The sequence below is a fragment of the Sulfurimonas sp. genome (assembly GCF_016744025.1).
Classification (GTDB): Bacteria; Campylobacterota; Campylobacteria; order Campylobacterales; family Sulfurimonadaceae; genus Sulfurimonas.
In genome coordinates this window covers 1-22394 of sequence record NZ_JADGFC010000017.1, presented here as the reverse complement: position 1 = coordinate 22394, position 22394 = coordinate 1, and the positions used below count along the sequence as shown (strand labels likewise).

Below are 22394 nucleotides of genomic sequence, written 5' to 3'. Positions count from 1 at the left end.
TTCTAGCATGTTTTAATCTAGCTATAGTCATCTCAATAGCTTCCATTATGCAGCTTTCTTCAAGTCATCAGCACTTGTAATATATCTATGGTTTATAAGTATATTTGCAATTTTTGAAGATGTACCATTACCAGATATAACTACTTTGTAAGTATTTAAATTGATATTGTTTTTTTCACAAAATCTTTTAACAGAACCATACTCATCTTTGATTTTCATAGTTAATTTTGTCATTTTTAAACTCCTCTTAAATTTGGTTAAAAACCTATTGTTAAGGGGATATTCTTAAAGCCTTAGATATAATTTAATCGCAAAACAAAAAAACAAATAAGGACTTAAGAATGGAAAAATCTATAAACGAAATGTATCATCCAGATTTTATTTCAAAAATAGAAGGTGCTGGTATGTTACAAGCTAGTTATCACACTTTCCAGTCGATGATTGATATGTTTAAAGCTTATGATTTAGAATTAACTCCAGAAGCTCAAAACCAATTAGTCAAAGATATTGATAATTTTCTTGAAACAACTAGAGATGAATACTTAGAAAATAAAGTAAAAAGAATTTAATCTCTTTCATCTCTTCCTTTTACAATATAAGAACATTGTCTACTTGAAATATATTCAACAAATTCATCTTGATTTTTTGAATATTCATCTTCTAAATCTTTATATTTTTGTGGAAGTTCTCCAATATTTTGTTCTCTTAAAAAATTGAACATTTCTTTTACCGATACTCTCAATATATTCGTATCACTTTCACTACTAAGATAGTAATAACCATCACTTAATTCAGCTTTCATAATTTCTCCTAAAAATTAAAATTTAATCCCCTTAACAATAAGTTTTTAAATAACTCTTTAATCTGTTTTTATAATCCTTTTTAGTATTATTCTTAAAACAGATATAAACGATAAAAGTATTATAGTACAAATGAAAGTATTGTCAATATATTTGAACATATTTTTAATAAAAAGGGTACAAATGGAAAGTATAAAAGATATTCTTACGAGACTTTGCCTATATTATGGGGTTTCTAACAATAGAAAACTATCAGAAAAGATAGATATTAACTACAATACTGTAAGTACATGGATTAAAAGGAATACAATACCTTATGATAAACTCCATAATATAGTACAAAATGAAAGTATATCTTTTGATTGGTTGCTATTGGGTAAAGGCGAAATGATGTTAAACAATAATACATCATATAAAGCCGATATAGTATCCGAACCAACACTAAAATATAATAAACAAAATATAAGTGATAATCTAGTAGAAATTACATATTATGACAATATTGTTGCAAGTGCTGGAGGTGGTGCTTTTAATGATGATGAAGCTCATACACTTATGGCATTTGATAAAGAGTTTTTAAAAGTACATTTAGGACTTACATCTTTTAATAATATTCATATCATAACTGCTACAGGAGATAGTATGGAGCCAACTATATCAGCAAGTGAATTACTGTTTATAAGTCCTATTGAAAATGAGGGTGGATATATCAAAGAGGGTGGAATATATATAATACAATGCGATGATTCTATATTGGTAAAAAGAGTATCAAAAAACAATTTTAGCAAAGAGATAACACTCATAAGTGATAATACAATTTATCCATCACAAACTATAAAATTAGATGATTTCAATACTTGTAATATACTAGGTAGAGTTATAGGACAGTTCAATGGTTTATAATAAAATAATACTTCTATTTTTAATAATTTATGTAACAAATCTATCAGCTTTTAATATAGATGATTTTGTAGATAAAAATAAGTGTGACCAAATCATAGATAAGCAAGTATTTAAAATATGTTATTCGTATGAGCATAAAGGTGCATTAGCTGTATGGTATGATTTAGATGCAAAATTGGTGGATCATGTAAACATAAAAAAACGATTCTCTTTTTACAATGAAAAAACAATCCCAATGAAATATAGAACAAAGAAAAAAGACTATACAAGAAGTGGATTTGATAGAGGTCACTTAGCAAATGATGCTAGTTTTGATTATGATAAAAAAGTACTAAGAAAAACATATACAATGGCAAACATCATACCACAAGCTCCAAAGGTTAATCGTTACACTTGGATTAAAGCTGAGAGATATGAAAGGCAAATGGCTAGTAAGCTTGGAACTGTAACAGTCATAAATCTAGTGAACTACCAAAAGCCACTTAATACTATTAAAAACAGTATAAGCATTCCTACATCATTTACAAAGGTTTTATATAACAATGAAGCTAACTTTTCAAGATGCCTTAAATATGAAAACATAAAAGATATAGAAGTAAAAAAAGATAAACTAAAACAACATAATATCAACTGTTTAAATTTATTGTAAACTATATTTAAACACCATTTAAAGATATTCAATAATTAAATTATTTCTTTAAGGTTTGATTTTATAGTGTCCTTAGCTATTTTAAAAATTATTGGAAAATAGCTATAAAGCTTTTAGTTAAGGCTTTGTTAGTATGTCCTTAGCTATGTTTAAGGCTTAATAAATGATAGTTTTTAGTATTTGTTAGGTAGGATAAAGGCGATATATAAGGGGTTTTGACTTTAAGGTTTGTAGTTAGGACATTCTTAACGATTTAGGGTATGACATTCTTAAATGCGATTTATAACAAGCTTTAAGCTTTTAATAGCTTCAATGAGCTTTGGCTTTTGTGCATTTTCACTTGGCCTAAATAGTGCTATTAAATCACTACTTCTAAGTCTTGAATAATGAAAAAATGTATCTTCTTCCTCTGTGCCAAATTTAACAGTTTTTACATTATCTAAATTATAAAAGTTTTCATATTCACCAGTAGCATCAATTAATATTGCTTTTGATTTATTTAAAAGTAAAAACTCTTCCAGAATCATTGATATAGTATAACTTTTACCACCTCCAGTAGTACCTACTATTGCGCAATGTCGTCCAAACAATTGATTTGGATTTAATGGAAGGCTAGTTTCTAAACTATTAGTTAACTTTGCGATATCAAAGGATACAGAACTACTATCTTCACTACTAATAAACAAAGTTTTAATTAAATCAGCAGAACACAAATATACTTTTGAACCAACAGCAGGGTATCTACCTAACCCCTTGTCTATTTTTTTAGAATAGTAATTAAATGATAATAATAATTCCACTTTACCTTGAGGGTGAAAACTGGAATCATAAAAAGCATGTTCACCTAAGAAATTATGTTCTTTTTCTGGTAAAGAAACTTCTTGTAGTTTACCTAAGAAACCAAAATTTTCACCTTCTATAACAACATAGTTACCAACTATACCACCTGATAATTCATCTTCATAATGCCAAAACTTTTTTAAAAGTGTAGGAGTTGGAAAATGTATATTGGAATAACTTGGAGTAACTTTTGATATATATCCTACAAATTTATCATTTGTAAATATATGCTTATTCATGATTCATGACCATTGAAATCTAAATACTGACTTGATGGTAAATTCGTTACAAAATCTTTAAAAAATTCTCCAATGATTAATATCTGACTACTTCTTTTTGACAGTTCAAAAAGTTTTTCAAAATTCTCATTTACAGTTGGTTTTATAAAAGGTTCAATTATTACTAAATTTAAACTTGGATTTTGATTTAAAGCTTCATTTATCATTGTGAAAATATGCTTATCTGCAAAACTAAATCCTATGCTAATCAGAGTCGTAGTACCACCTTTTCGAAGTTCTGCTTGAAATCTACTCATCATTTCAAAGTAAGGCTGTTCATACGATGATTCATATTTATTGCTATTTGGATATATCATCATGGCTTTTGATGGATTGTCAATTTGTACTATTTCAGTATCTCGTTTTTCCCAGTTTACAGAACCATGCAATTTATATAAATGAAATACATTACTAGCAAAATTTTCTGTAGATGAAGTACGGCTATTTTCTCTAATAACAATATCATAATCAAAATACTTGCCACTGAATTTTCTAGGCTGAGTAAATGAAAAGCCATCAATGATTACATAACCACCTTCTGCTCCAGCTTCTTCAAATGCTCTGTCATAATTTGTTGTAAATATTTTTAATCTAGATTGTTTTGTTTTTCTACTTGTAAGCTTTTTTATAAAGTCTAAATGAATTGATTTATCTATTAACGAAAAACTACATTGGCTTAAAATTGCTTTTTCTATTGTATCAACATGGAAAGTAATGCTACTGTCTTCTTTAAATTCTAAATATAATTTTGCTTTAGATAAGACAATTTCTAAATCTCTTTTTTCTTTTACATCTTCATCAATTTCTAAAGTACTTAGAAAGGTGTCAAAGTTGAAATCTTGATTTACAAGAGTATATATGTAATCCCAAAGTTCAGTCATTAGCTTACCACCAAACAAATCATCATCTTTTGAACTACCAGCACCAGTTAAAACAAGCATCCTTTCAGCAGATACTAATTTCTCAAGAGCTTTTATATAATAATAGTGAGTTAATTCAATAGCTTTATTAGTTAGTACTTCTTCACTTATATCATCAGATAAAATATATTCAACAGTATTATCTTCCCGTCTTTCTTTGTATAAAATGTTGTCAACTCTTAACTCATCTTCTTTTATCTCTATGATTTTATTCTTTGTACTCAAAAATATTTTATCTTCCATATTTATCCCTTAAATTAATTTTAAAGTTCCACAACTCTTTCAAACATCTCTTTTATCTCCATCTCGTGAGATATCAAAAATATCTGTCTGTATTGCTCTTTTATAGTATGAAACGCTTCTAGTATCTCCATGCGTCTTGCTTCATCTTGACTTCCGAAGACTTCATCAAACGCTAAGAACCCTATGGAACTTGCACCGCTTAGTTCTGTGAGAGTTTTTGAGATGGCGATGCGAAGTACCAAGTTTGCTAGGTCTATCTCTCCACCGCTGAAGCGTTCTATGTGGTACTTTTTGCCTTCATCGTAGATGAAAAAGTCGAAGTCGTTGCTTACTTCTATGTGTTGGTATCTGCCTTTTGTTATTTGAGAGTACATCTCAGATGCAAGGCTAGAGATGCGAGGTGCTACTTTGGCGTTTAGTTTTGTCTTGAACTCTGATAGGCTCAGCTTTATTTTTTCGTAGTCTCTTAGGTCATCTTTTTTTGTTTGTACTTTTTTTAGTTGAGTCTCGTTGTTGTCCAGAGAGTTTTGTATGGTCTTTATCTCTCCGAGTATAGATGCTATGGCTACTTTTATATCGTTTAGCGTAGTTGTCTGTGTTTCTACTGTTTTTAGTGCTTCGTCATGCTGAGTGAGCTTTTGTTTGTGAGCATCTTCATCGTAGAGAATTTTGTTGTACTCTTGTTCTTTGTCTTGGTGTTTTTTCTTTAGTTCTTCTATGTGTGCAGTTACTTTTTCTAAGTCTTTTTTTACTGCGTCTAGTCTTTTTAGTTCTGTCTCTAGGCTCACTGCATGTTTGTACTTTGGAGTAAGCTCATCGTACTTAGTTCGTATATTTGCGTGTAGAGTTGCATCGTAGCTAAACTGCTCTAGTGCTTTTAACTCTTCTTTGTTTTTTAAGCCTTTTTGCTCCACAGTTTTGAAATGCTCTTTTGCACGAGAGAGATCATTTTGTTTTGAGACTATGATGTTTAGTTGTTTTGTAAGTTCTTGGTACTCTTTGTCTTTTACTCTCTTTAGTTCAAGAAGTTTTGCTTTTTGCTCTTGTACATTTTTTAGCTGAGTGTTGTGTGCATCTATCTTCTTTTGGTGAGTTTCTTGGACTATCAGGTTAAGAGAGTTTATAACATTGTCATACTCTTCAAGCAACGGTCTTGTACAAGTAGGGCAGGCTGAGTTTTGTCCTAGTTCTTTGATTTTGTTTATCTTAGTGTTTGTCTCATCTATTGCTCTTTGTTCAGCTTTCACACCTGCCATTAGTTCTTGTTCAGTTTTCTGAGTTACTTCTATGGCATCTATACGTTGTGACAACTCTTGTTCTAAGTTCTTTGCATCTAAAGAGTACTTCTCGTAAGCTTCACACTCTTTGTTTAGTGTAGCTATGTCAGCCTTTCTCTTAGTGTACTGCTCTCTTAGTTGGACTTGCTCTTTTGTAAGCCCTTCTTTTTTTAAATGGTACTCTTTTAACTTCTCTTGGTTTTTCAAATCCTCTTGCAGACTCAGGTACTCTTTTTTTACAGATGTTAGGCTTTTTAGTTCTTCTTGTTTATGTTCAAGCTCATGGTTCTCAGCTATGAGTTTTGCTTGGTTTAGCATCTCTAGGCTTTTAGAGTTTTTGAGAAGTTCAAGAGATGCCAATAATTTTTGTTTTTGCTCTTTAGTTTTTGTAAAAACATCAAGCTCTTTTTTTATTGACTGTTCTTTTTCTTTTAGAGTTATAAGCTCTTTGGTCTTGTTCAGCTCATCTTTTTTTAGAGCGTTTTTCTTTTCTTCATTTGACTTGATTTGCTCTTGTTTTGCTTTTATCTCATCGTCACCAAGAAGTACTTCGGCAAATGCACTTATCTCGCGTTTTAGCTCACGGCTTTTCTCTACCAGCTCTTTTTCTACGAAGTCTATTTTTTCTAGTCCTAGAAGTTTACGTATCATCTTTTTGCGGTCTTCGTTTTTGAGAGTGCTTAGGCTTGTCAGCTCTTTTTGAGATGCAAAGAGTGTGTGCATAAATGCATCTTTACTCATGCCTGTGAGTTTAACTATGGCAGAAGTTACTTCTTTTGCTCCAGTAGTTGTAAGAGAGCCGTTTTTAAAGAACTTTGCGTTTGCACTTAAAGCTTTTCCGCGATACTCTCGTACCACTTTGTATTCTATACTTTCAAACTCAAAGTGCAACTCGACCACTACTGCATCTTTTGTAGAAGCGTTAGCATTTTTAAGCAGTGCTGTATTTCCTCGTTTTTTAGTCTCTCCATAAAGAGCAAAGAGTATGGCTTCAAATATCGTAGACTTTCCGCTACCATTTTTACCGATGATACCAACAAGACCTTCGCCAAACTCTATGTCGTAGCTTGTGTACTTTTTGAAGTTTTCCAGATGCAGTTTAGAGAGTATCATCGCTAGACTCCTCATAGTGTGCAAATAGTTCTTGAACCTTGCCTTTTAGTCTGTCAAACTCTTCTTCGCTTGCATCTTCTTTTATGTGTTCTAAAAAGAATTCTTCAAGACTTATAGCCTCTGCATCTACAACTTCTGTCTCATTTGCACCTCTCTTGAACTCTCGTTTTATACTCACACTCATGGCATCTACAAATAGTTCTTTGATGTCTGAGTTTTGAATGTCTATAGATTGCAAGGCTGTAAGGTTTTTTAGTCTTACCTCGACTATGGCATATTTAGTATCAGTTGCATCTATAGATGCCAATGAACTCTCATAAGCCTCACAGTCGATTTCTTTAGAGATAATAGGTCGTATGTCTATTTCTTTGTAGTTTATCTCTAGAGAGTCGTTTAAAGTTAGTTCTACGAAGCCTTTAGAGTTTCGTTTGTCATTTAGGCTTGTTCTCTCAGTTGAACCGCTGTAGTAAACATTTTCATGTTTACCAACTTTACCAAACCCATGCCAGTGACCAAGAGCTACATAGTCCATTTTTTGGAATATATACTCTTTGTCAGTAGGATAAACCCATTCGCCAAACTCTTGCATCAAGTACCAAGCTCCAACGCTACAGTGCATCATCATGATGTTCTTTTTCTTTGCATCTATGTTTGACTCGCAAAGTTCTATTTGTTCTAGTGCTTTAGAGTCGTCATTCATATGGGGTAGGGTGTGAAACACAACATCGCCAAACTCTATTTTCTTGTACTCTTGGTTATATGAAACATGTACATTTTTAAAACTTTCAAAAATTTTAAGTATGGGTGAGCTTAGATTTGTTCTAGGAGTTGAGTGGTTTCCTGCGATAAGTATAAATGGAATATTTAGAGCATCTATCTCTCTTATCTGTTCAAGTGCAAACGTGATGGCACGATTACTTGGGCTAGAACGGTGAAAAAGGTCACCAGTATGTATAATGTAGTCTGGACAAGTTAGTTTTATCTGCTCTACTACCTGAGAGAAAGCGTTATAAAAGTCTGCTTCTCTTTGGTTTATGTTATCTTCGTTTAAAATGTCTAAGTCGTTATACCCGAGGTGAGTATCGCTAAAGTGTAATATGTTCAAGTGAATCCTAATTAACGAAATTAATTAGGATATGATATCTAATCCTTACTGAACTTTGAGTTGTTTAGTTGTTGGGTCAAGCTCGCTAACAACATTGTCCAAAATACTAAATAGTTTCTCACTCTCATCTTCCATCTCTTTAAAGTTATCTATGATTTGATTTTCATTTGTTTGGCTAAGTAAAGAAGTAGATTCTACAAGTTTTATATTTTTTAGTACATTAGTATGCACCATAGCATGAGGTTTGTCTATAGAAGCATAGTTCTTTGTATGACCATATCTAGATTTGCCTTCACTTAGGTACCATTTACCTAAACGACAACTTTCATGATCCCCAAATGCTACCACACTTTTTTGAGAAATAACTGCTGCATAAGCATTTGATTTGAAAAGAATATGGTCAATTTTAACAAGTACCATAAAGAGTGAATCACGGATAAAACTAGCATACTCTGCCGAGCTTTGAGCATTGTTTTGAAAGCCTTTTAAAGTAGTTGCAAAAGTATCTATAGTACTTGTTACATTGTTGGCTATATCTGACATATCTCCCGCATTTGACTGGATTTCTTGTGTCTCTTGCTGTAATGTTTGAATAGTTACTGATATCTCTTGAGTTGACTTTTGAGTACGTTCAGCTAGTTTTCTTACTTCATCAGCAACAACTGCAAAACCACGTCCATGCTCACCTGCACGAGCAGCTTCGATAGCAGCATTTAATGCTAATAGATTTGTTTGCTCTGCAATATCTTTAATGATATCAGCAATAGCTGAGATTTCATTTGATCTCTCAGATAGAGAGTTGATATTGTCATTTGTTGCAGATACTTTTTGAGTTAGCTCATTAAACATACTTGAGACAATATGCATTGAGTCTAAGCTTTGAGTCGCTTCTGTTGATGTTTGTTCAGACATTTGTGATATTTTTTTAACTTCATTAGAGTTGGATAAAAGGTCTTGTTAAATAATACTTAGACTACGTGCAATACCACCACCAAAACTATGCAGTTTATCAGTGAAGACACCTCTTCTTTGTGCTTTATATCCATTTTCTATTATTTTAACTGAGTTGTTGATTGCATCTGCAGCTTCTTTAAAGATTTTATTTAGTCCTTGTGTGTCTGCGTAGTAAGATTTATCTATATCTTCAGCAATTTTTACTGCTTTAGTTGTTTCACCCATATAATGCTTTAACTGTTGCATCATAGAGTTAAACTCGTGACCCAAATCGAATATCTCTCCTTTACCTATTTCAAGAGCAATAACATCAAAGTTACCATGACTTACTTTATCTATAGATATAGTTACTGTTTCAATTGATTCTTTTACAATTAATAGTTGTGAACGAAGATAGAGTGCTAGAGAGATGTGTAACAGTGTAGCAATAACGAGTGTTACAGAGACATCAATAAATAATGCCTCAATAGCGAAACCTAAAACAAATATAATTATTTGCAATAAATTTGAATTAGAAACATTTTGTAATGTAGAATTTTTCATTTTTTCCATTAATATTAAAAATTGAAGGGTATTCTATCTAATAATTTTCAATATAGTCACAAAACTATCACATTGTTTTAAAATATTTAATAGTTTTATTTAAGAGAGATAAATAAGTTGTTTATTTTGAGAAAAATTTGTAGTAAAAATCTTTAACAATTCTAAGTTTAGTTCTACTAATAGCTAGTGAACCTTGCTCAACTTTGCCACTAGTAACGGTTGTTCCTGCTGCTATCATAACATCATCTTCAATTTGCACAGGAGCGATTAACTGAGAGTCACTTCCAACAAAAACATTTTTACCAATGATTGTCTTATACTTTTTAACGCCGTCATAATTACAAGTAATAACACCAGCACCAATATTTGTGCCCTCATCTATTTGAGAATCTCCGATATAACTTAAATGTCCAGCTTTTACACCTTTAAGAGAACTCTTTTTAACTTCTACAAAGTTTCCAACATGCGTATCTTCTAAGTATGAAGCAGGGCGAAGATGTGCTAAAGGTCCAACGTCAGAGTTTTTAACGATGGAATCTTCTACAACACTTCCTGCTTTGATGTGAGACTCTTTGATGAGAGTGTTTCCAGTCAAACGACATCCATTTTCAACTATACACTCACCTTCAAAAGTTACTCCCTCTTCGATGTAGATAGTTGAAGGAAGTTGCATAATAACGCCAGTAGACATCCAGTGAGTATTTATCTTATCTTGCATAATAACTTCAGAATCAGCCAAATCTTTTTTAGAGTTTACACCCTTAAAGTTCTCTTCATCAACAAGTAGAGGAGCGATGTTAAGTCCATCTGCTCTAGCCATAGATACTACGTCTGTAAGATAGTACTCTTCTTGAGCATTCTCATTACTAAGAAGTGGGATATACTTTTGTATTACACTTTTTGAAAAGGCGTAGATGCCAGCATTTACACTTGTTACTTTTAGCTCATCTGCCGAAGAATCTTTTTGCTCTACAATACGCTGAACTTGACCATTTTCAATGATTACACGACCATAACCATCTGGATTTTCAAGATTAAATATAGACATGATAATGTCTGCATCTGTATCCAAGAAACCTTGTAGTGCATCTGAAGTGATAAGAGGCATATCTCCATTTAGAACTAAAACTTTTTCATTTTTTGGCTCAATAGTCATCATAGCTCCACCAGTTCCTGGGAAGTTAGCTGCATCTTGAACTACAAAGTTAATGTTCTCAAAGAAAGAACTAATCTTTTGTATAACTGCATCTTTTTGATGAGCTATAACAACAGTAATATCGTTTGAAATCTCTAAAGAAGATTTTATAATATGGTAAAGCATAGGCTTACCACATATGTTGTGAAGAACCTTTGCTTTTGGAGATTTCATACGTGAGCCTTTACCGGCAGCTAAAATTACTATGCTTATTTGATCTTTATTCATTCTTTACCTTCACATGATGTGTTGTCTTTTCTGATTATAAATTCGTCACTTATATTTCCATCTATGTTGATGAACTTAGAGCTTAGAGTTGTTGGTGTTATATCTAATAAAATTGAGCCCATCTGTGCAAATGCAAAAGGAAGAGCAGGGTGTTTTAACTCGGCCTTATCCAGTTTCGCAGATGAACCACAAACTTGATAAATAGTTCCACTATTTTTTGTCGGCTTTAAAGACTTAGTGTAACAAGACTTGGCATCTTGGAGTATATTTTTTTCATTGAAACTTTCGCTTTTACCTGTATGATTTACTATTAGTTTTGAACGCTCATAACCATGAGAGTGACCACTAAGAACTAAATCAACTCCGTATTCATCAAAAATAGGTATAAGGTTTTCTCTCACCTTTTTCATACGTCCACCGCTATCACCATCATCATCTGAATCGTGACCGCCATCTGTATATGGAGGAGTATGAAGAGCAACTACAACCCAAGGTTTTGTGTTTTTACTAAGATCTTTCTTTAACCATTTAACCATATCGCTATTTACATCCATTCTCTGGATTTCAGAGTCAAGCATAACTAGGTGTAGATTTGCACTATCTATAGAGTAAAAGTTTTCACTCCCACTTGGCTCTCCTCCACTTTCACCTTTTGTAGGAAAATCCCAAATTCTATAAAATGCCCATCTTCTTGCATCGTGATTTCCTCTAATAGCCCAAGGTACAAATCTTTTTACAAGTTCTTTATATGGCTCAAAAAGATTTTTATTGTATTGTTTTTGAGTTCCGCTTCTATATGCGTTGTCACCAAGAAGAAGCCACATATCAAGCTTATTAAAATCATTATCTATCTGTTTTAACATCTCTTCATATACTTTTGTTTGGTCTTCTCCTCTTTTTCCGCTGTCACCAATTACCCAAATCTTTTGAGAGTCTGCATTTTTACAAAGAGTTTTGAAGCTTCTATTTTTATTATCTATATCTAGTGAGTTTGAGTTAACTTTGTAGTAGTACTTTGTACACTCATTCAATCCAGATATAGTCGTAGAGTGCATCTTGGTCTTTTTTTTATCTTCTATTTTCTTATTAAGAGAGTCATAGAAAAAGCCATACTCTAATGAGCCTACTTCAACTTCTGGACTCTGCCATTTAATAGTTATGGAAGTTTGAGTTTGCATTACAGCATATGGTGCTCTAGGTACAAAAACATAACTATCATAAGCAACAACACCTAGCCTTCCTATGCCATAAAGTGAAGATGCTACAAATATGAAAAGTAGGGTTCTTTTAAGAAACTTTTTCAATCTTTCCCCTTAGTTTAGAATATAAAAAGATAGTTGAGATAGTCCCAACCATGATTCCTGCAAATATGTCACTTAAAAAATGATCATTTGCTAAGATTCTACTACTGACAAGTATAATCGCTCCTACAAACCAGATAAAGATATATCTTGGGAAAAACAGAGACATAAAAGTAAAAAATGCAAAAACTGTTGTTGTGTGACCTGATGGAAATGATGTAAAAGTAGTAGGTGCATCTGAGAGTGTTATAAAATGGTACTTCATCTTCTCAACAAACCCCATGTCAAAGTTTTGAAATAGTAAAAAACCATAATCGTCATTCCCATTTCTCATACCCCAAGGTCTAATTCGACCAAATATCCACTTCAGAAAAAGACTAATGATTCCTGAGAAAAGATTTATATAGAGTAAAAAAAGAAATCTTTGTTTATATAATTCATTTTTTTTGTAATACTTGAAAAATAAAAAACCTAAGATAGCAGTGCCTATATACCAGTGAGACTCACCAAATACACTTATCAAATCACCAATTGGCTCATAAGTTTTTACATCGTTTAGAAAGTATTTAGCTATTCTGACATCAAGTGTAAAGTATGATACAAATGCTAGGATTGTAAGAGTTAGTATATATATTGTATAAGCTTTTTTTGAAAATATCATTTTAGCCCTTGGTAGTTTTTACATGTAACTAGTTGTATGGTATTGACCTTTGAATTGTTTAACATTATATCAAACTCACTATGTTTAATTACTTTAGAACATTCCATATATTTCTCTATCTCTTTTTTAAATGAGTATGTATTGATTACAACTAAGTCTTTTCCTATCGCCTTGTCTTTTTCCCAAACATCAAATTGATCACTTCTGTCATCTATGAGATAGACATCAGAGTTATAACTACGGTCATAGTAAATTGCGCGAGATGCAAGAGTCCAGTTAGTTACTGCAATTGCTTGAGTAGTTTCATCAGTAATCTTCTCATTTGCTTTTTTCATAATTTTATCCCATCCATAAATATCTCTATGAAGTGACTGATGATCTGAAAGAGGAATAAATTTAAACCCTAACTCTGCATAGGAGATAAGACTTATAATAAGTCCAAAACCAATGGCAAATTTTAGATATTTTTTAGAGACTCGAAGCATATAATATGTACCAATAGGAATAAAGAGCATATAAAAAAGAGCAGACCAGTGAGGAAGGGCAGTTTTGTACAAAGATGCATAAGTGAAAAAGGCAATCATAACTAAACCAAAAAGAGCGGTAAGAAAAAGTGTAGAATTTTCACTGCGAAGAGCTTTGTATAAACCATAAAAAGCAAGAGGAGCTAGAAATGGATTGTAAGCTCCTAGTTGTGCTCCTATAGAACTAAAAAAACCATTCCAGTTGATAGTATTACTCCCTACAACATGTGCACTCTGATAAGCAAAACTTGACCAGTCGTTTTGGATGTTCCAAATGATTACCGGAAGTATGATAATTAGAGCAATAAAGATAGAAGGAATAATTTTTATAGTGTAGAAAAGTTCATATCTTTTTTTGATAATAAAATAGATGATAATTGGTACTATAAAAAGAACTGCTGTGTATTTTGATAAACCAGCTAATCCTAAAAACACTCCAAGTAAAATCCAAGAAGATAATTTGTTATTTTCTTCAATCTTTATAACTGTAAAAATAATAGGAAGTATGAATAAAAAAAGCAGAGTGTCAGGCATAAGCATTAGAAATAAAGCATTAAAAAGAAATGAAGCATGAAGTGCTAACACAGCTATAAATGCTTCTTTAGAATTTTCATTTATACTATATATTAAACTATATATAAAAATAGAAGTAAAAAAACCAATGACTATAGCGGCTACTCTTGAACCAAATTCACCAGTACCAAAAATAGAAGTGAAAATATACTGAACCCAACCAACTAAAGGAGGATGGTCAAAATAACTAAGATCAAGGTTTAGAGCATAAAGAACATAGTGAGCTTCATCTACGCCTAGCCCAACAAAAGGAGCTAGCGCAAGCCGTAAAACGGTTACAAAGCTTATAAAGAAAAGGAAGTTTTGGTGCTGTTTACTTGTTAAGTTCATCAAGCTTTGGTTTTAGAGTGTTAAATACCCACTCTGGAGTTATTATTTGTATACATTGGTTGTCTGAACAAGGTGTTTTTCTATGGTTGGACGCACTAACGCATGGGCTACAAGCCATACCTGCATAGATAGGAGTAGTTGGACCAAGTGAAGCATAAAGTGCCGGAGTTTCAGGTCCAAATAAAACAAATGTATGCATATCTGTAATAGAAGCAAAGTGTGCAGGTCCAGAATCATTTGTAAGCATAAACTTACTTACACTGTACAGAGCTGGAAGTTGTAAAAACTTAACAGCACCTGCAAAGTTAATACATCTCTGGCTTGCTACATAATCAGTTAAAAGTTGTGCACCATCTTTTTCTGATGGAGCTCCTGTTAGTAAGATAATAGCATCTGGATTGTAGTCTAAGATAAGCTTAATAACATCACCATAGTTCTCTTTATCCCATCTTCTTTGAGGAAGAAGGTCAGAAGCATTTGAGTTAACTAAAATTACAGGATTTTTATCTTTATCAAAACCTTCAGATATATTAGAAATAACACTTAACACAGCATCTTTTTCTTCATCTCTAATAGTTGCTTTTGCAATTATAATTTCATCATTTGGAATGATTCTTTTTGTAAATGGAAGTTCTTGTTTTTCACTCAAAAGTGCGTCTACTAAAGATATGAAGTTTTTAGCAATATGCTGATGTGCATTGTAAGAGACTTTCTTAGTTAAGAAATCACCTCTGTAAAGCCCTTCGTTATGAAATGCATGAAAACCTACACGATTTACAGCTCCACAAGCTACAGTTAAAAGTGCAGTAAAACGAGAAAATAGTTCTAAGTCGATAACAGAGTCTATCTCTTTTTCTCTACACCATTTTAAAAAGCCTAAAGCACTTGTGGCTAGATTAACAATTGAGCTTTCATCAATAGTGTAGATATTTTCTTCTTTTACAGTTGAAAGAAGCTGTAGACTTACCTTGTTTTTAGAAAAGATTACAAAAAATAGTTCACCTTCAATATTTGCTTTGATCTTTCTCATAGCAGGATCTACAATGATTGCACTACCCATCTCTGAGAGTTCTATTAGAAGTACATTCTTTGGTTTTGTCTTTTTTGGTGGTACGAAAAAGTCTAGAGTTTTTTTAATGATAGTACCTACAAAAGTTAGTGGTACTCCTGCATAGTGGTCTATATTCCTCATTGTATCAACATTCATATAATTATAGTTCCTTTAATTTGTTAGTTTTTTAAGTTGCACGTTTGCTTTGTACCCAGTAATATGCACCTGGAAACGAAGCTATTATAAGTAATAATCCATAAAGGATACTCATAGCTAAGACTTTAGTTTCATCTGCGCCTACAAGCATAAATATTCCAAGCATTGCACCTTCTCTGATTCCCCATCCAGCAAGTGAAATTGGGACAATAGTAAGTAGAAATACTGGTGGAATCGCAATAAGAAAAATCTGAAATGAAATATGAAAATCAATACTTAATGCAAGCGCATAAAGAGCTAATACAGTAAGCAAATGTATTCCAACAGAGATGCTAATATGTTTATACAACAAAGTTCTGTCTGAATAAAGATTATTTAACCTTTTAGCTAATCTATGAAAAAGGTCTAAACCCTTGTAGTTCGCTAAAAATTTAATTTTTTCTAGGTGAAAAAGAAGTGTAAAACCAACAATTCCACTAAGAGTAATTAGTATAATAAGTAAAGAAAAGTCTTTATCAAAAGTATCAAAGAAAATAATAGTTGATATAAGGTTTAAAATTAAAAGACCAATTAATCCTACCACTCTATCTACAAAAACACCATATAAGGCATCTTTTTTGTCATAACCTTTTCGAGTTAAATCAATAATTCGAACAGCATCCCCACCTATACTACTAGGTAATACTTGGTTGAAAAATGAAGCTTTGAAATAACTTTTTACATAATAAGACATACTTTCATTAAAAACTAAAAGTTTCATAATTAGACGCCATCTATATGCTGCCACATAAGTGCTTCCAAGTTGGAAGATCAGTGCTATTAATATTGTTCCACCGTGGCTTTTAGCAAGTATTTCGATGAGATTTTCAAAATCTACATACTGAAATAGGATATAAAACATAGCAATAGTAATAATTAATTTAATTATATTTTTCATCTTTTACCGTATATTAAAGTAGTGTAATGTTATCTAAAATTGTATTAACAATCTATTTGACATTGGAAACTCTGTATATAAATAGAGTTTTTGTTTTATTAATACCTTTCTTTACAGTTAATGTATCGATTAGCTCTACATTATTATATCGGGTGTTTAATCTATTAATTTCAGGGTCTCTTGTAAGAACTAAACCATCTTTTAAGAAGTCGTTTTGTCTCCACATATCATATTGAGAAAATCTACTAGCAACTGCTAGATCAGTATCTGGATGACCTTTTAAATAATATTTTAAATATGCCGCCATTGTTAAATGATCTGCGTAAAAACTATCACCTTCTTTTACATGTGTTTGAAGGAGTTGTACAGCTTCTCTATTGCCATACATTCTATCTTGTAGTACTTCTAAGTAAAATAAAAATCCAAAGCGACCTATAATAGTTAATACAATTGCAATAATCAGCCCAACTTTAAATGTTTTTACAAGTTTATAGTGCTCAAAAATATAAGCTGTTAATATCGCTCCAGATATATATGCAGGGGCTGTGTAATTTAACTCCATTCTAGTAAAAAAACTTTTATAGAAAAAAAACAGAAGTATTACAACTGTGCTAAGAGCTAGAAAAAAAAGTTTATCATTTTTGTAATATAGTTTGTCTTTGGCAAGAAAATAAAATAAAACCCCTGCAAAGACAGGAGAGAATATTCCAAATTGTCCGCCAAAAAATTCAAAAAAGAGATGAGGGTAAATCTCAAAAGTCTCTGTTGAACCATGACCTAGCTGAAATGCAAAACTTATCCAGTCATTTTGATAATTCCACCAAATCATAGGAAAAACTACAATAGTAGCCAATAAAATTGCCAAATAAAAGTTTGCTTTTAATAGTACATCCCTTCTTTTTAAAATTATAAAAATTAAAAGTGTAAATACAAAAAGAATAGCAGTATATTTACTCAACATCATAAGTCCAAGTAAAATACCAGTAAGTGCATAATCAATGGTTCTACCATAAAAGATAGCTTTGTAAGAATAATAAAGTGCTATTGATGAAAATAAAATTAGTGGTGAATCAGGTGTTGTAATTATAAAACCTGCATGTACTAAGATAATGCTAAAAAAAATTAGTACTGTATTTAATGCAACTTTTTCATCAAATATCTCACAAGCAAGTTTAAAAACATATAGAGCTGCAATACTCATAGAAAAGACATTTACAAGTCTAACGCCCCATTCAGATTCTGAAATAAAATTTGTCACATAAATCATATAAGCTATAAAAGGAGGATGATCATAATAACCAGTTTGGATGTGATGACTCCACATCCAATAATAAGCTTCATCTCCGTGAAGTGGTAAAAAAGCGTTATATACTGCAGAGAAAAAAGCTAAGGTTATTATGAAAATATAAGCATTTCTTTTTGGGTTTTTGTATAGAAGTTCTAACATAAATGGGCTTCCCTTAATATTTGCGTAATTGTACTATTTTAATATTCATAATTCAATGAATTTATCTCTATATGATAATTGTGTAATATTATTTGTGGTATTATAAGCTCAATATTTAGTCTTTAAGGTATTTGAATGGATTTAGGTACGATTGTTGGTATAGTTCTTGTTATGGCCCTTTTGCTTGGTGCTATGTCAATGGGGGTTGGTGTCGGTGCATATATAGATATTCCATCTGTGTTAATTGTTATTGGTGGTAGTATTGGTGCGCTGATGATATCTTTCAAGCCATCTCAGATGAAAAACTTTGCTAAAGTATTTATGGTAGCGGTTAAACCTACTACGGATGATGAAGCAGAGCTTATAAAAAAACTTGTTGATTTTGCAACAAAGGCTAGAAAAGATGGCATCTTGGCTCTAGAAGGTGAAGTTAATTCTGAACCTAATGAGTTCTTGAAAAAAGGCCTCTCTATGGCGATTGATGGTAGTGAACCAGATACCATTCGTGAACTTTTAGAAATTGATATGGAACAAACAAGTGAACGCCATAAAGTTAACGGCTCTATCTTTAGTAACTGGGCCGCTTTGGCTGGTGCTATGGGGATGGTTGGTACACTTATTGGTCTTGTTGCGATGTTACTAAATATGGCAGATCCATCAGCTATTGGTCCATCTATGGCAGTTGCTTTACTTACAACAATGTATGGTGCCATAATCGGTAATGTTTTTGGTACACCAATATCTATAATTTTAGGTATTAGAAACGATGAAGAGACTTTAATTAAAGAAATGATTTTATCAGGCATTATGTCTATTCAATCAGGAGATGCACCTAGGGTATTAGAAGCTAAATTATTAGCTTATTTAACTCCTAAAGATCGTGTAAGTCAATTTGACTAATGATAGGCATAAATAATGGGTAAAAAACAAAAGTGTCCAGAGTGTGAAAGATGTTTACCTGGATGGCTAGCTGCTTTTGGAGACCTGATGTCTCTTCTATTATGTTTTTTCGTTTTACTTCTATCAATGTCAAGTATGGACGCTAAAAAAATATCTGAAGCTATTGGTTCTCTCTCCGGTGCCATGAGTGTTTTAGAAGGTGGAACAAAGACTGAAATCTCTAAACAACGTATACAAGAATCAACTCCAATTGAAGCTAAGGATGAGACAAGTGAAGCTGTAAATAGAGTTGCACAAGCTGTTATAGATGCTAATGAAATGATGGAAAAAGGTCATGGACCAGCTATTTCTGTTGAAGAAGCACAAGAGGGGTTCGTAATAGAACTCCCTGCATCTTTGCTTTTTAAATCTGGCAGTGCAACTATTGAAAATGAAGACGCAATACTGTTTCTTAAAAGAGTTGCTCTAATAGTAGAAGAGTTACCAAATACTATGCAAGTAAGTGTTCAAGGTCATACAGACAATCAAGGGCCAGGTAAAAGTAGTGTTTTTAAAGACAATTGGGAACTTTCTTCAGCAAGAGCAATCTCAGTTCTTCAAGAATTACTTCTTGATGGTGTTGACCCTAAAAGAATAAGTGCAGCAGGGTTTGCTGAGTATAAACCTTTAGCAACAAATGTCACCAAGGCTGGACGAGAAAAAAATCGTAGAGTTGAGTTGCATTTTTATGGTAGCAAGTCAGATCAAGAGAAAAAAATAAAAAGTTCTATCTTAGATAAGGCGAAAAGCAAATAATGATAAGACTTGCAATTGTGCTTTTAACTTTTGTTTCTATTTTAGGAGCAGAAGTTGTAAATATACCAACTATGAACTTCGCACTTTCAGCTCCGGACACTCCTCAACAACTTGTTAGTTCATTAAATGTCTTAGTAGTTCTTACTCTTCTTTTTTTAGCTCCAAGCATGGTACTTGTAATGACAACATTTACTCGTTTTGTCATTGTATTTGGTTTTTTAAGACAAGCTCTTGGAACACAGCAAGTACCACCAACTCAATTACTTGTTATGTTAGCAATGATATTGACGTTCTTTGTTATGGAACCAATAGGTCAACAAGCTTATGATGCAGGTGTAAAGCCATATATGGAAGAAAAGATAGGCTATGAAGAAGCCTTTGATAAAACAGCATTACCTTTTAAAAACTTTATGATTAGAAATACAAGAGAGAAAGATTTAGCCCTCTTTTTTAGAATAAGAAAAATGGAAAATCCTGCTACTGTAGCCGATGTTCCATTATCTATAATAATTCCTTCTTTTGTTATAAGTGAAATGAAAACTGCATTTGAGATAGGTTTTTTAATCTTTTTACCATTTTTGGTTATTGATATGGTTGTTGCATCTATACTAATGTCTATGGGTATGATGATGCTTCCTCCTGTAATGATTTCTCTGCCCTTTAAGATACTAGTTTTTGTTCTTATAGATGGATGGAACCTGCTAATTGGTAATCTAATAGCAACAATAAAATAGGAATAATAAATATATGGAATGTAAATATTTTGGAGAATGTGGTGCTTGTAGAGTATACGAAGATGGCTACGAAGGTCAACTTAAAGATAAGCTAAAACTAAATAAAGAAAGATTTTCTTTATTTTATAAAGAAGATATCTCTGTTTTTAAATCTCCTGATTCTCACTACCGCTCAAGAAGTGAATTTAAAATATGGCATATTGGAGATGATATCCATTATGGTATGAATCACCATGAACACAAGGGTGTAGTTTTAGTTGAGGATTGTCCTCAAGTAAATGAATTTATTTATAAGTTAATGCCAAAACTTCTAGTATCTATACGAAAAAAAGATATTGGTTTTAGACTATTTGGTGCTGATTTTTTAAGCTCAGTAAGTGGTGAAATAGTTGTTTCATTAATTTATCATAGGAAGTTAGATGAATACTGGCAAGAAAAGGCTACAGAGATAGCTAATGAGCTTGGCATCTATATTATTGGTAGAAGTCGTAAGCAAAAGCTTATCGTAGGACAAGACTATATTACAGAGAGTCTAAATATTGACAGTGAAGTATATAGATTCAAATACATAGAAAATAGCTTTACTCAACCAAACTCTAAAGTAAATGAGCAGATGATATCTTGGTCTCTTAAGAGCTTATCTGATTGTGGAGGGGATTTATTGGAACTTTATTGCGGTGCTGGTAATTTTACTATACCATTTGCAAAAAAGTTTAACAAAGTATTGGCAACAGAGATTGCTAAACCATCTATTGTTGCAGCAAAAGAGAATATGCTTTTAAATGATGTGGAAAATATAGAATTTGTACGTATGAGTGTTGAAGAGTTTGTTGAAGGTCTTGATGGCAAGAAAGAATTTCGCCGTATGAATGAGATAGATATAGACTCTTATAACATCAACACTATATTTGTTGATCCTCCTAGAAGTGGAATGGATGAAGCATCGTGTAGGTTTGCATCTAGACATGATAATATTTTATATATTTCATGTAATCCTGAGACTCTAGTGAGAGACCTAGAAATTTTGGCTGAGACTCATGATGTTATAGATATGGCTCTTTTTGATCAGTTCCCATATACTCACCATGTAGAAATGGGTGTTAAATTAGTTAAAAGGTAATTTTATGAAAGCTCTTTTTATTACTCTATTATTACTCTCGTTTTTACAAGCAGATGAGATGCAAAGAATAGAGTCTATCGTAGAAGATATAACTAAACTTCGTGCTGATTATGAAGAGTGTCAAAATACTTTAAAGAGTAAAGAGATTCTTAAAGCAGACATTATAAAGATTGATGGAAATGACTCTAAGACTCTTAAATATCAAAAGAAACTAAAGACTCAAAGACAACAAAATATTAAATTAAAAGCTGAAACACAATATCTTAAAGAAAAATTAGTAAAAAATAAAAACACAATAATAAGATACAATAAACTACTAAAACTCAAAGATAATGAGATTTTAACTTTGAAAAAAAAGATCAAAAAATCATCTAAACAGAGTAAAAAAAAGAAAATACTTGCTCCGGTATGTGTAAAACCAATAGATACTAACCCTTTTCCTAAGTTGATGCAAAAAGAAAATATAAAAGATAAAGAAAAAATACAAAGAATCAAAGCTAGTACTTATTGTTTACATTATGATAGTTCTATCTATGATTCAATAAATGGAAGTAAGATGAGTTTATGGACTAAAGACACTCCTTTCACATCAAATATAAAAACAAAAAACTGGGTGAAGATAACTGGATTTTTCATAAATAAAAAATGGAAAAAAGCAAAAAAAGAGATGTGGATAAAAAACTCTCAAGTCACTAAGAGATAAAAATTAAAAGTTGATAATTATAAAGCGCCAATTCCAACAACAAGTGCAATTTCCACCTAAATTAGCTAGCTAATCTTTTACTCATTTCACTGAAAAACACTTCATACGGAGTTT

General features: G+C 32.0%; 23 protein-coding genes. 8 read left to right on the top strand and 15 right to left on the bottom strand.

Going from position 1 to position 22394, the window contains the following annotated elements; translation table 11 throughout:
* Positions 1-45 precede the first annotated feature (45 nt).
* Positions 46-234 carry a hypothetical protein gene (locus tag QZZ48_RS04370; RefSeq protein ID WP_294962343.1) on the bottom strand — a complete coding sequence of 63 codons (189 nt, stop codon included), beginning with the start codon at positions 232-234 and terminating at the stop codon, positions 46-48.
* Positions 235-341: 107 nt separating this feature from the next.
* Here QZZ48_RS04370 and QZZ48_RS04365 point away from each other — a divergent pair, with 107 nt between their 5' ends.
* Positions 342-569: a hypothetical protein gene (locus QZZ48_RS04365; RefSeq protein ID WP_294962341.1), complete on the top strand. Its 228-nt coding sequence runs from the start codon at positions 342-344 to the stop codon at positions 567-569.
* On the opposite strand, the gene QZZ48_RS04360 is transcribed toward QZZ48_RS04365, so the two are convergent.
* Positions 566-802, bottom strand: coding sequence for a hypothetical protein (locus QZZ48_RS04360; RefSeq protein ID WP_294962339.1), 237 nt, complete (start codon positions 800-802; stop codon positions 566-568). The genes QZZ48_RS04365 and QZZ48_RS04360 overlap by 4 nt on opposite strands.
* Before the next feature lie 181 nt (positions 803-983).
* Here QZZ48_RS04360 and QZZ48_RS04355 point away from each other — a divergent pair, with 181 nt between their 5' ends.
* Positions 984-1703, top strand: coding sequence for a S24 family peptidase (locus QZZ48_RS04355; RefSeq protein WP_294962337.1), 720 nt, complete (start codon positions 984-986; stop codon positions 1701-1703).
* Positions 1693-2352, top strand: coding sequence for a DNA/RNA non-specific endonuclease (locus QZZ48_RS04350; protein WP_294962335.1), 660 nt, complete (start codon positions 1693-1695; stop codon positions 2350-2352). Before QZZ48_RS04355 ends, QZZ48_RS04350 begins: the two co-directional genes overlap by 11 nt.
* A 269-nt stretch (positions 2353-2621) precedes the next feature.
* Here QZZ48_RS04350 and QZZ48_RS04345 read toward each other — a convergent pair whose 3' ends face one another.
* From QZZ48_RS04345 to QZZ48_RS04285, 13 genes are all read right to left on the bottom strand, one after another.
* Positions 2622-3431 carry a DUF87 domain-containing protein gene (locus tag QZZ48_RS04345; RefSeq protein ID WP_294962333.1) on the bottom strand — a complete coding sequence of 270 codons (810 nt, stop codon included), beginning with the start codon at positions 3429-3431 and terminating at the stop codon, positions 2622-2624.
* Positions 3428-4633: an SIR2 family protein gene (locus QZZ48_RS04340; RefSeq protein WP_294962331.1), complete on the bottom strand. Its 1206-nt coding sequence runs from the start codon at positions 4631-4633 to the stop codon at positions 3428-3430. Before QZZ48_RS04340 ends, QZZ48_RS04345 begins: the two co-directional genes overlap by 4 nt.
* Positions 4634-4653: 20 nt before the next feature.
* The gene (locus tag QZZ48_RS04335) at positions 4654-7023 is read right to left on the bottom strand and encodes an SMC family ATPase (protein WP_294962329.1); all 2370 of its coding nucleotides are present in this window, start codon (positions 7021-7023) and stop codon (positions 4654-4656) included.
* Positions 7010-8128 (bottom strand): DNA repair exonuclease, encoded by a 1119-nt coding sequence (locus QZZ48_RS04330; RefSeq protein ID WP_294962327.1) that lies wholly within the window; start codon positions 8126-8128, stop codon positions 7010-7012. The genes QZZ48_RS04335 and QZZ48_RS04330 overlap by 14 nt, the downstream gene beginning before the upstream one ends.
* A gap of 45 nt (positions 8129-8173) precedes the next feature.
* Positions 8174-9040 carry a methyl-accepting chemotaxis protein gene (locus QZZ48_RS04325; protein WP_294962325.1) on the bottom strand — a complete coding sequence of 289 codons (867 nt, stop codon included), beginning with the start codon at positions 9038-9040 and terminating at the stop codon, positions 8174-8176.
* A gap of 45 nt (positions 9041-9085) precedes the next feature.
* Positions 9086-9625, bottom strand: a complete 540-nt coding sequence (locus tag QZZ48_RS04320) for a hypothetical protein (RefSeq protein WP_294962323.1) — start codon at positions 9623-9625, stop codon at positions 9086-9088.
* A 121-nt stretch (positions 9626-9746) separates the two neighbouring features.
* Entirely contained in the window at positions 9747-11048 is a 1302-nt protein-coding gene (glmU, locus tag QZZ48_RS04315; RefSeq protein ID WP_294962321.1) for a bifunctional UDP-N-acetylglucosamine diphosphorylase/glucosamine-1-phosphate N-acetyltransferase GlmU, read from the bottom strand.
* On the bottom strand, positions 11045-12352 hold the full coding sequence (locus QZZ48_RS04310) for a metallophosphoesterase family protein (protein WP_294962319.1): 1308 nt from the start codon (positions 12350-12352) through the stop codon (positions 11045-11047). Before QZZ48_RS04310 ends, glmU begins: the two co-directional genes overlap by 4 nt.
* Complete coding sequence (locus QZZ48_RS04305) at positions 12336-13010, bottom strand: phosphatase PAP2 family protein (protein WP_294962317.1); 675 nt, start codon at positions 13008-13010, stop codon at positions 12336-12338. Before QZZ48_RS04305 ends, QZZ48_RS04310 begins: the two co-directional genes overlap by 17 nt.
* On the bottom strand, positions 13007-14437 hold the full coding sequence (locus QZZ48_RS04300; RefSeq protein ID WP_294962315.1) for a glycosyltransferase family 39 protein: 1431 nt from the start codon (positions 14435-14437) through the stop codon (positions 13007-13009). The genes QZZ48_RS04305 and QZZ48_RS04300 overlap by 4 nt, the downstream gene beginning before the upstream one ends.
* Positions 14421-15644, bottom strand: a complete 1224-nt coding sequence (locus tag QZZ48_RS04295) for a glycosyltransferase family 9 protein (RefSeq protein ID WP_294962313.1) — start codon at positions 15642-15644, stop codon at positions 14421-14423. Before QZZ48_RS04295 ends, QZZ48_RS04300 begins: the two co-directional genes overlap by 17 nt.
* A 31-nt stretch (positions 15645-15675) precedes the next feature.
* Positions 15676-16581: a lysylphosphatidylglycerol synthase transmembrane domain-containing protein gene (locus QZZ48_RS04290; protein ID WP_294962311.1), complete on the bottom strand. Its 906-nt coding sequence runs from the start codon at positions 16579-16581 to the stop codon at positions 15676-15678.
* A 52-nt stretch (positions 16582-16633) separates the two neighbouring features.
* Positions 16634-18028, bottom strand: a complete 1395-nt coding sequence (locus QZZ48_RS04285; protein WP_294962309.1) for a glycosyltransferase family 39 protein — start codon at positions 18026-18028, stop codon at positions 16634-16636.
* A 135-nt stretch (positions 18029-18163) separates the two neighbouring features.
* Between QZZ48_RS04285 and QZZ48_RS04280 the strand changes: the two genes are divergently transcribed.
* The 5 genes from QZZ48_RS04280 to QZZ48_RS04260 are packed head-to-tail and all read left to right on the top strand — an operon-like array spanning position 18164 to position 22280.
* Positions 18164-18928: a motility protein A gene (locus QZZ48_RS04280; RefSeq protein WP_294962307.1), complete on the top strand. Its 765-nt coding sequence runs from the start codon at positions 18164-18166 to the stop codon at positions 18926-18928.
* 15 nt (positions 18929-18943) lie between these two features.
* Entirely contained in the window at positions 18944-19723 is a 780-nt protein-coding gene (locus QZZ48_RS04275) for a flagellar motor protein MotB (RefSeq protein WP_294962305.1), read from the top strand.
* Positions 19723-20457: a flagellar type III secretion system pore protein FliP gene (gene fliP, locus QZZ48_RS04270; protein ID WP_294962302.1), complete on the top strand. Its 735-nt coding sequence runs from the start codon at positions 19723-19725 to the stop codon at positions 20455-20457. Before QZZ48_RS04275 ends, fliP begins: the two co-directional genes overlap by 1 nt.
* A 13-nt stretch (positions 20458-20470) precedes the next feature.
* The gene (gene trmA / locus QZZ48_RS04265) at positions 20471-21577 is read left to right on the top strand and encodes a tRNA (uridine(54)-C5)-methyltransferase TrmA (protein WP_294962300.1); all 1107 of its coding nucleotides are present in this window, start codon (positions 20471-20473) and stop codon (positions 21575-21577) included.
* Positions 21578-21581: 4 nt separating this feature from the next.
* The gene (locus QZZ48_RS04260) at positions 21582-22280 is read left to right on the top strand and encodes a hypothetical protein (protein WP_294962298.1); all 699 of its coding nucleotides are present in this window, start codon (positions 21582-21584) and stop codon (positions 22278-22280) included.
* Positions 22281-22394: the final 114 nt, after the last annotated feature.

What these genes read in the sequence shown, in the direction of transcription:
- QZZ48_RS04370 (WP_294962343.1), bottom strand. Translation starts at nt 234, where the DNA reads ATGACAAAATTAACTATGAAAATCAAAGATGAGTATGGTTCTGTTAAA.
- QZZ48_RS04365 (WP_294962341.1), top strand. Translation starts at nt 342, where the DNA reads ATGGAAAAATCTATAAACGAAATGTATCATCCAGATTTTATTTCAAAA.
- QZZ48_RS04360 (WP_294962339.1), bottom strand. Translation starts at nt 802, where the DNA reads ATGAAAGCTGAATTAAGTGATGGTTATTACTATCTTAGTAGTGAAAGT.
- QZZ48_RS04355 (WP_294962337.1), top strand. Translation starts at nt 984, where the DNA reads ATGGAAAGTATAAAAGATATTCTTACGAGACTTTGCCTATATTATGGG.
- QZZ48_RS04350 (WP_294962335.1), top strand. Translation starts at nt 1,693, where the DNA reads ATGGTTTATAATAAAATAATACTTCTATTTTTAATAATTTATGTAACA.
- QZZ48_RS04345 (WP_294962333.1), bottom strand. Translation starts at nt 3,431, where the DNA reads ATGAATAAGCATATATTTACAAATGATAAATTTGTAGGATATATATCA.
- QZZ48_RS04340 (WP_294962331.1), bottom strand. Translation starts at nt 4,633, where the DNA reads ATGGAAGATAAAATATTTTTGAGTACAAAGAATAAAATCATAGAGATA.
- QZZ48_RS04335 (WP_294962329.1), bottom strand. Translation starts at nt 7,023, where the DNA reads ATGATACTCTCTAAACTGCATCTGGAAAACTTCAAAAAGTACACAAGC.
- QZZ48_RS04325 (WP_294962325.1), bottom strand. Translation starts at nt 9,040, where the DNA reads ATGTCTGAACAAACATCAACAGAAGCGACTCAAAGCTTAGACTCAATG.
- QZZ48_RS04320 (WP_294962323.1), bottom strand. Translation starts at nt 9,625, where the DNA reads ATGAAAAATTCTACATTACAAAATGTTTCTAATTCAAATTTATTGCAA.
- glmU (WP_294962321.1), bottom strand. Translation starts at nt 11,048, where the DNA reads ATGAATAAAGATCAAATAAGCATAGTAATTTTAGCTGCCGGTAAAGGC.
- QZZ48_RS04305 (WP_294962317.1), bottom strand. Translation starts at nt 13,010, where the DNA reads ATGATATTTTCAAAAAAAGCTTATACAATATATATACTAACTCTTACA.
- QZZ48_RS04300 (WP_294962315.1), bottom strand. Translation starts at nt 14,437, where the DNA reads ATGAACTTAACAAGTAAACAGCACCAAAACTTCCTTTTCTTTATAAGC.
- QZZ48_RS04295 (WP_294962313.1), bottom strand. Translation starts at nt 15,644, where the DNA reads ATGAATGTTGATACAATGAGGAATATAGACCACTATGCAGGAGTACCA.
- QZZ48_RS04290 (WP_294962311.1), bottom strand. Translation starts at nt 16,581, where the DNA reads ATGAAAAATATAATTAAATTAATTATTACTATTGCTATGTTTTATATC.
- QZZ48_RS04285 (WP_294962309.1), bottom strand. Translation starts at nt 18,028, where the DNA reads ATGTTAGAACTTCTATACAAAAACCCAAAAAGAAATGCTTATATTTTC.
- QZZ48_RS04280 (WP_294962307.1), top strand. Translation starts at nt 18,164, where the DNA reads ATGGATTTAGGTACGATTGTTGGTATAGTTCTTGTTATGGCCCTTTTG.
- QZZ48_RS04275 (WP_294962305.1), top strand. Translation starts at nt 18,944, where the DNA reads ATGGGTAAAAAACAAAAGTGTCCAGAGTGTGAAAGATGTTTACCTGGA.
- fliP (WP_294962302.1), top strand. Translation starts at nt 19,723, where the DNA reads ATGATAAGACTTGCAATTGTGCTTTTAACTTTTGTTTCTATTTTAGGA.
- trmA (WP_294962300.1), top strand. Translation starts at nt 20,471, where the DNA reads ATGGAATGTAAATATTTTGGAGAATGTGGTGCTTGTAGAGTATACGAA.
- QZZ48_RS04260 (WP_294962298.1), top strand. Translation starts at nt 21,582, where the DNA reads ATGAAAGCTCTTTTTATTACTCTATTATTACTCTCGTTTTTACAAGCA.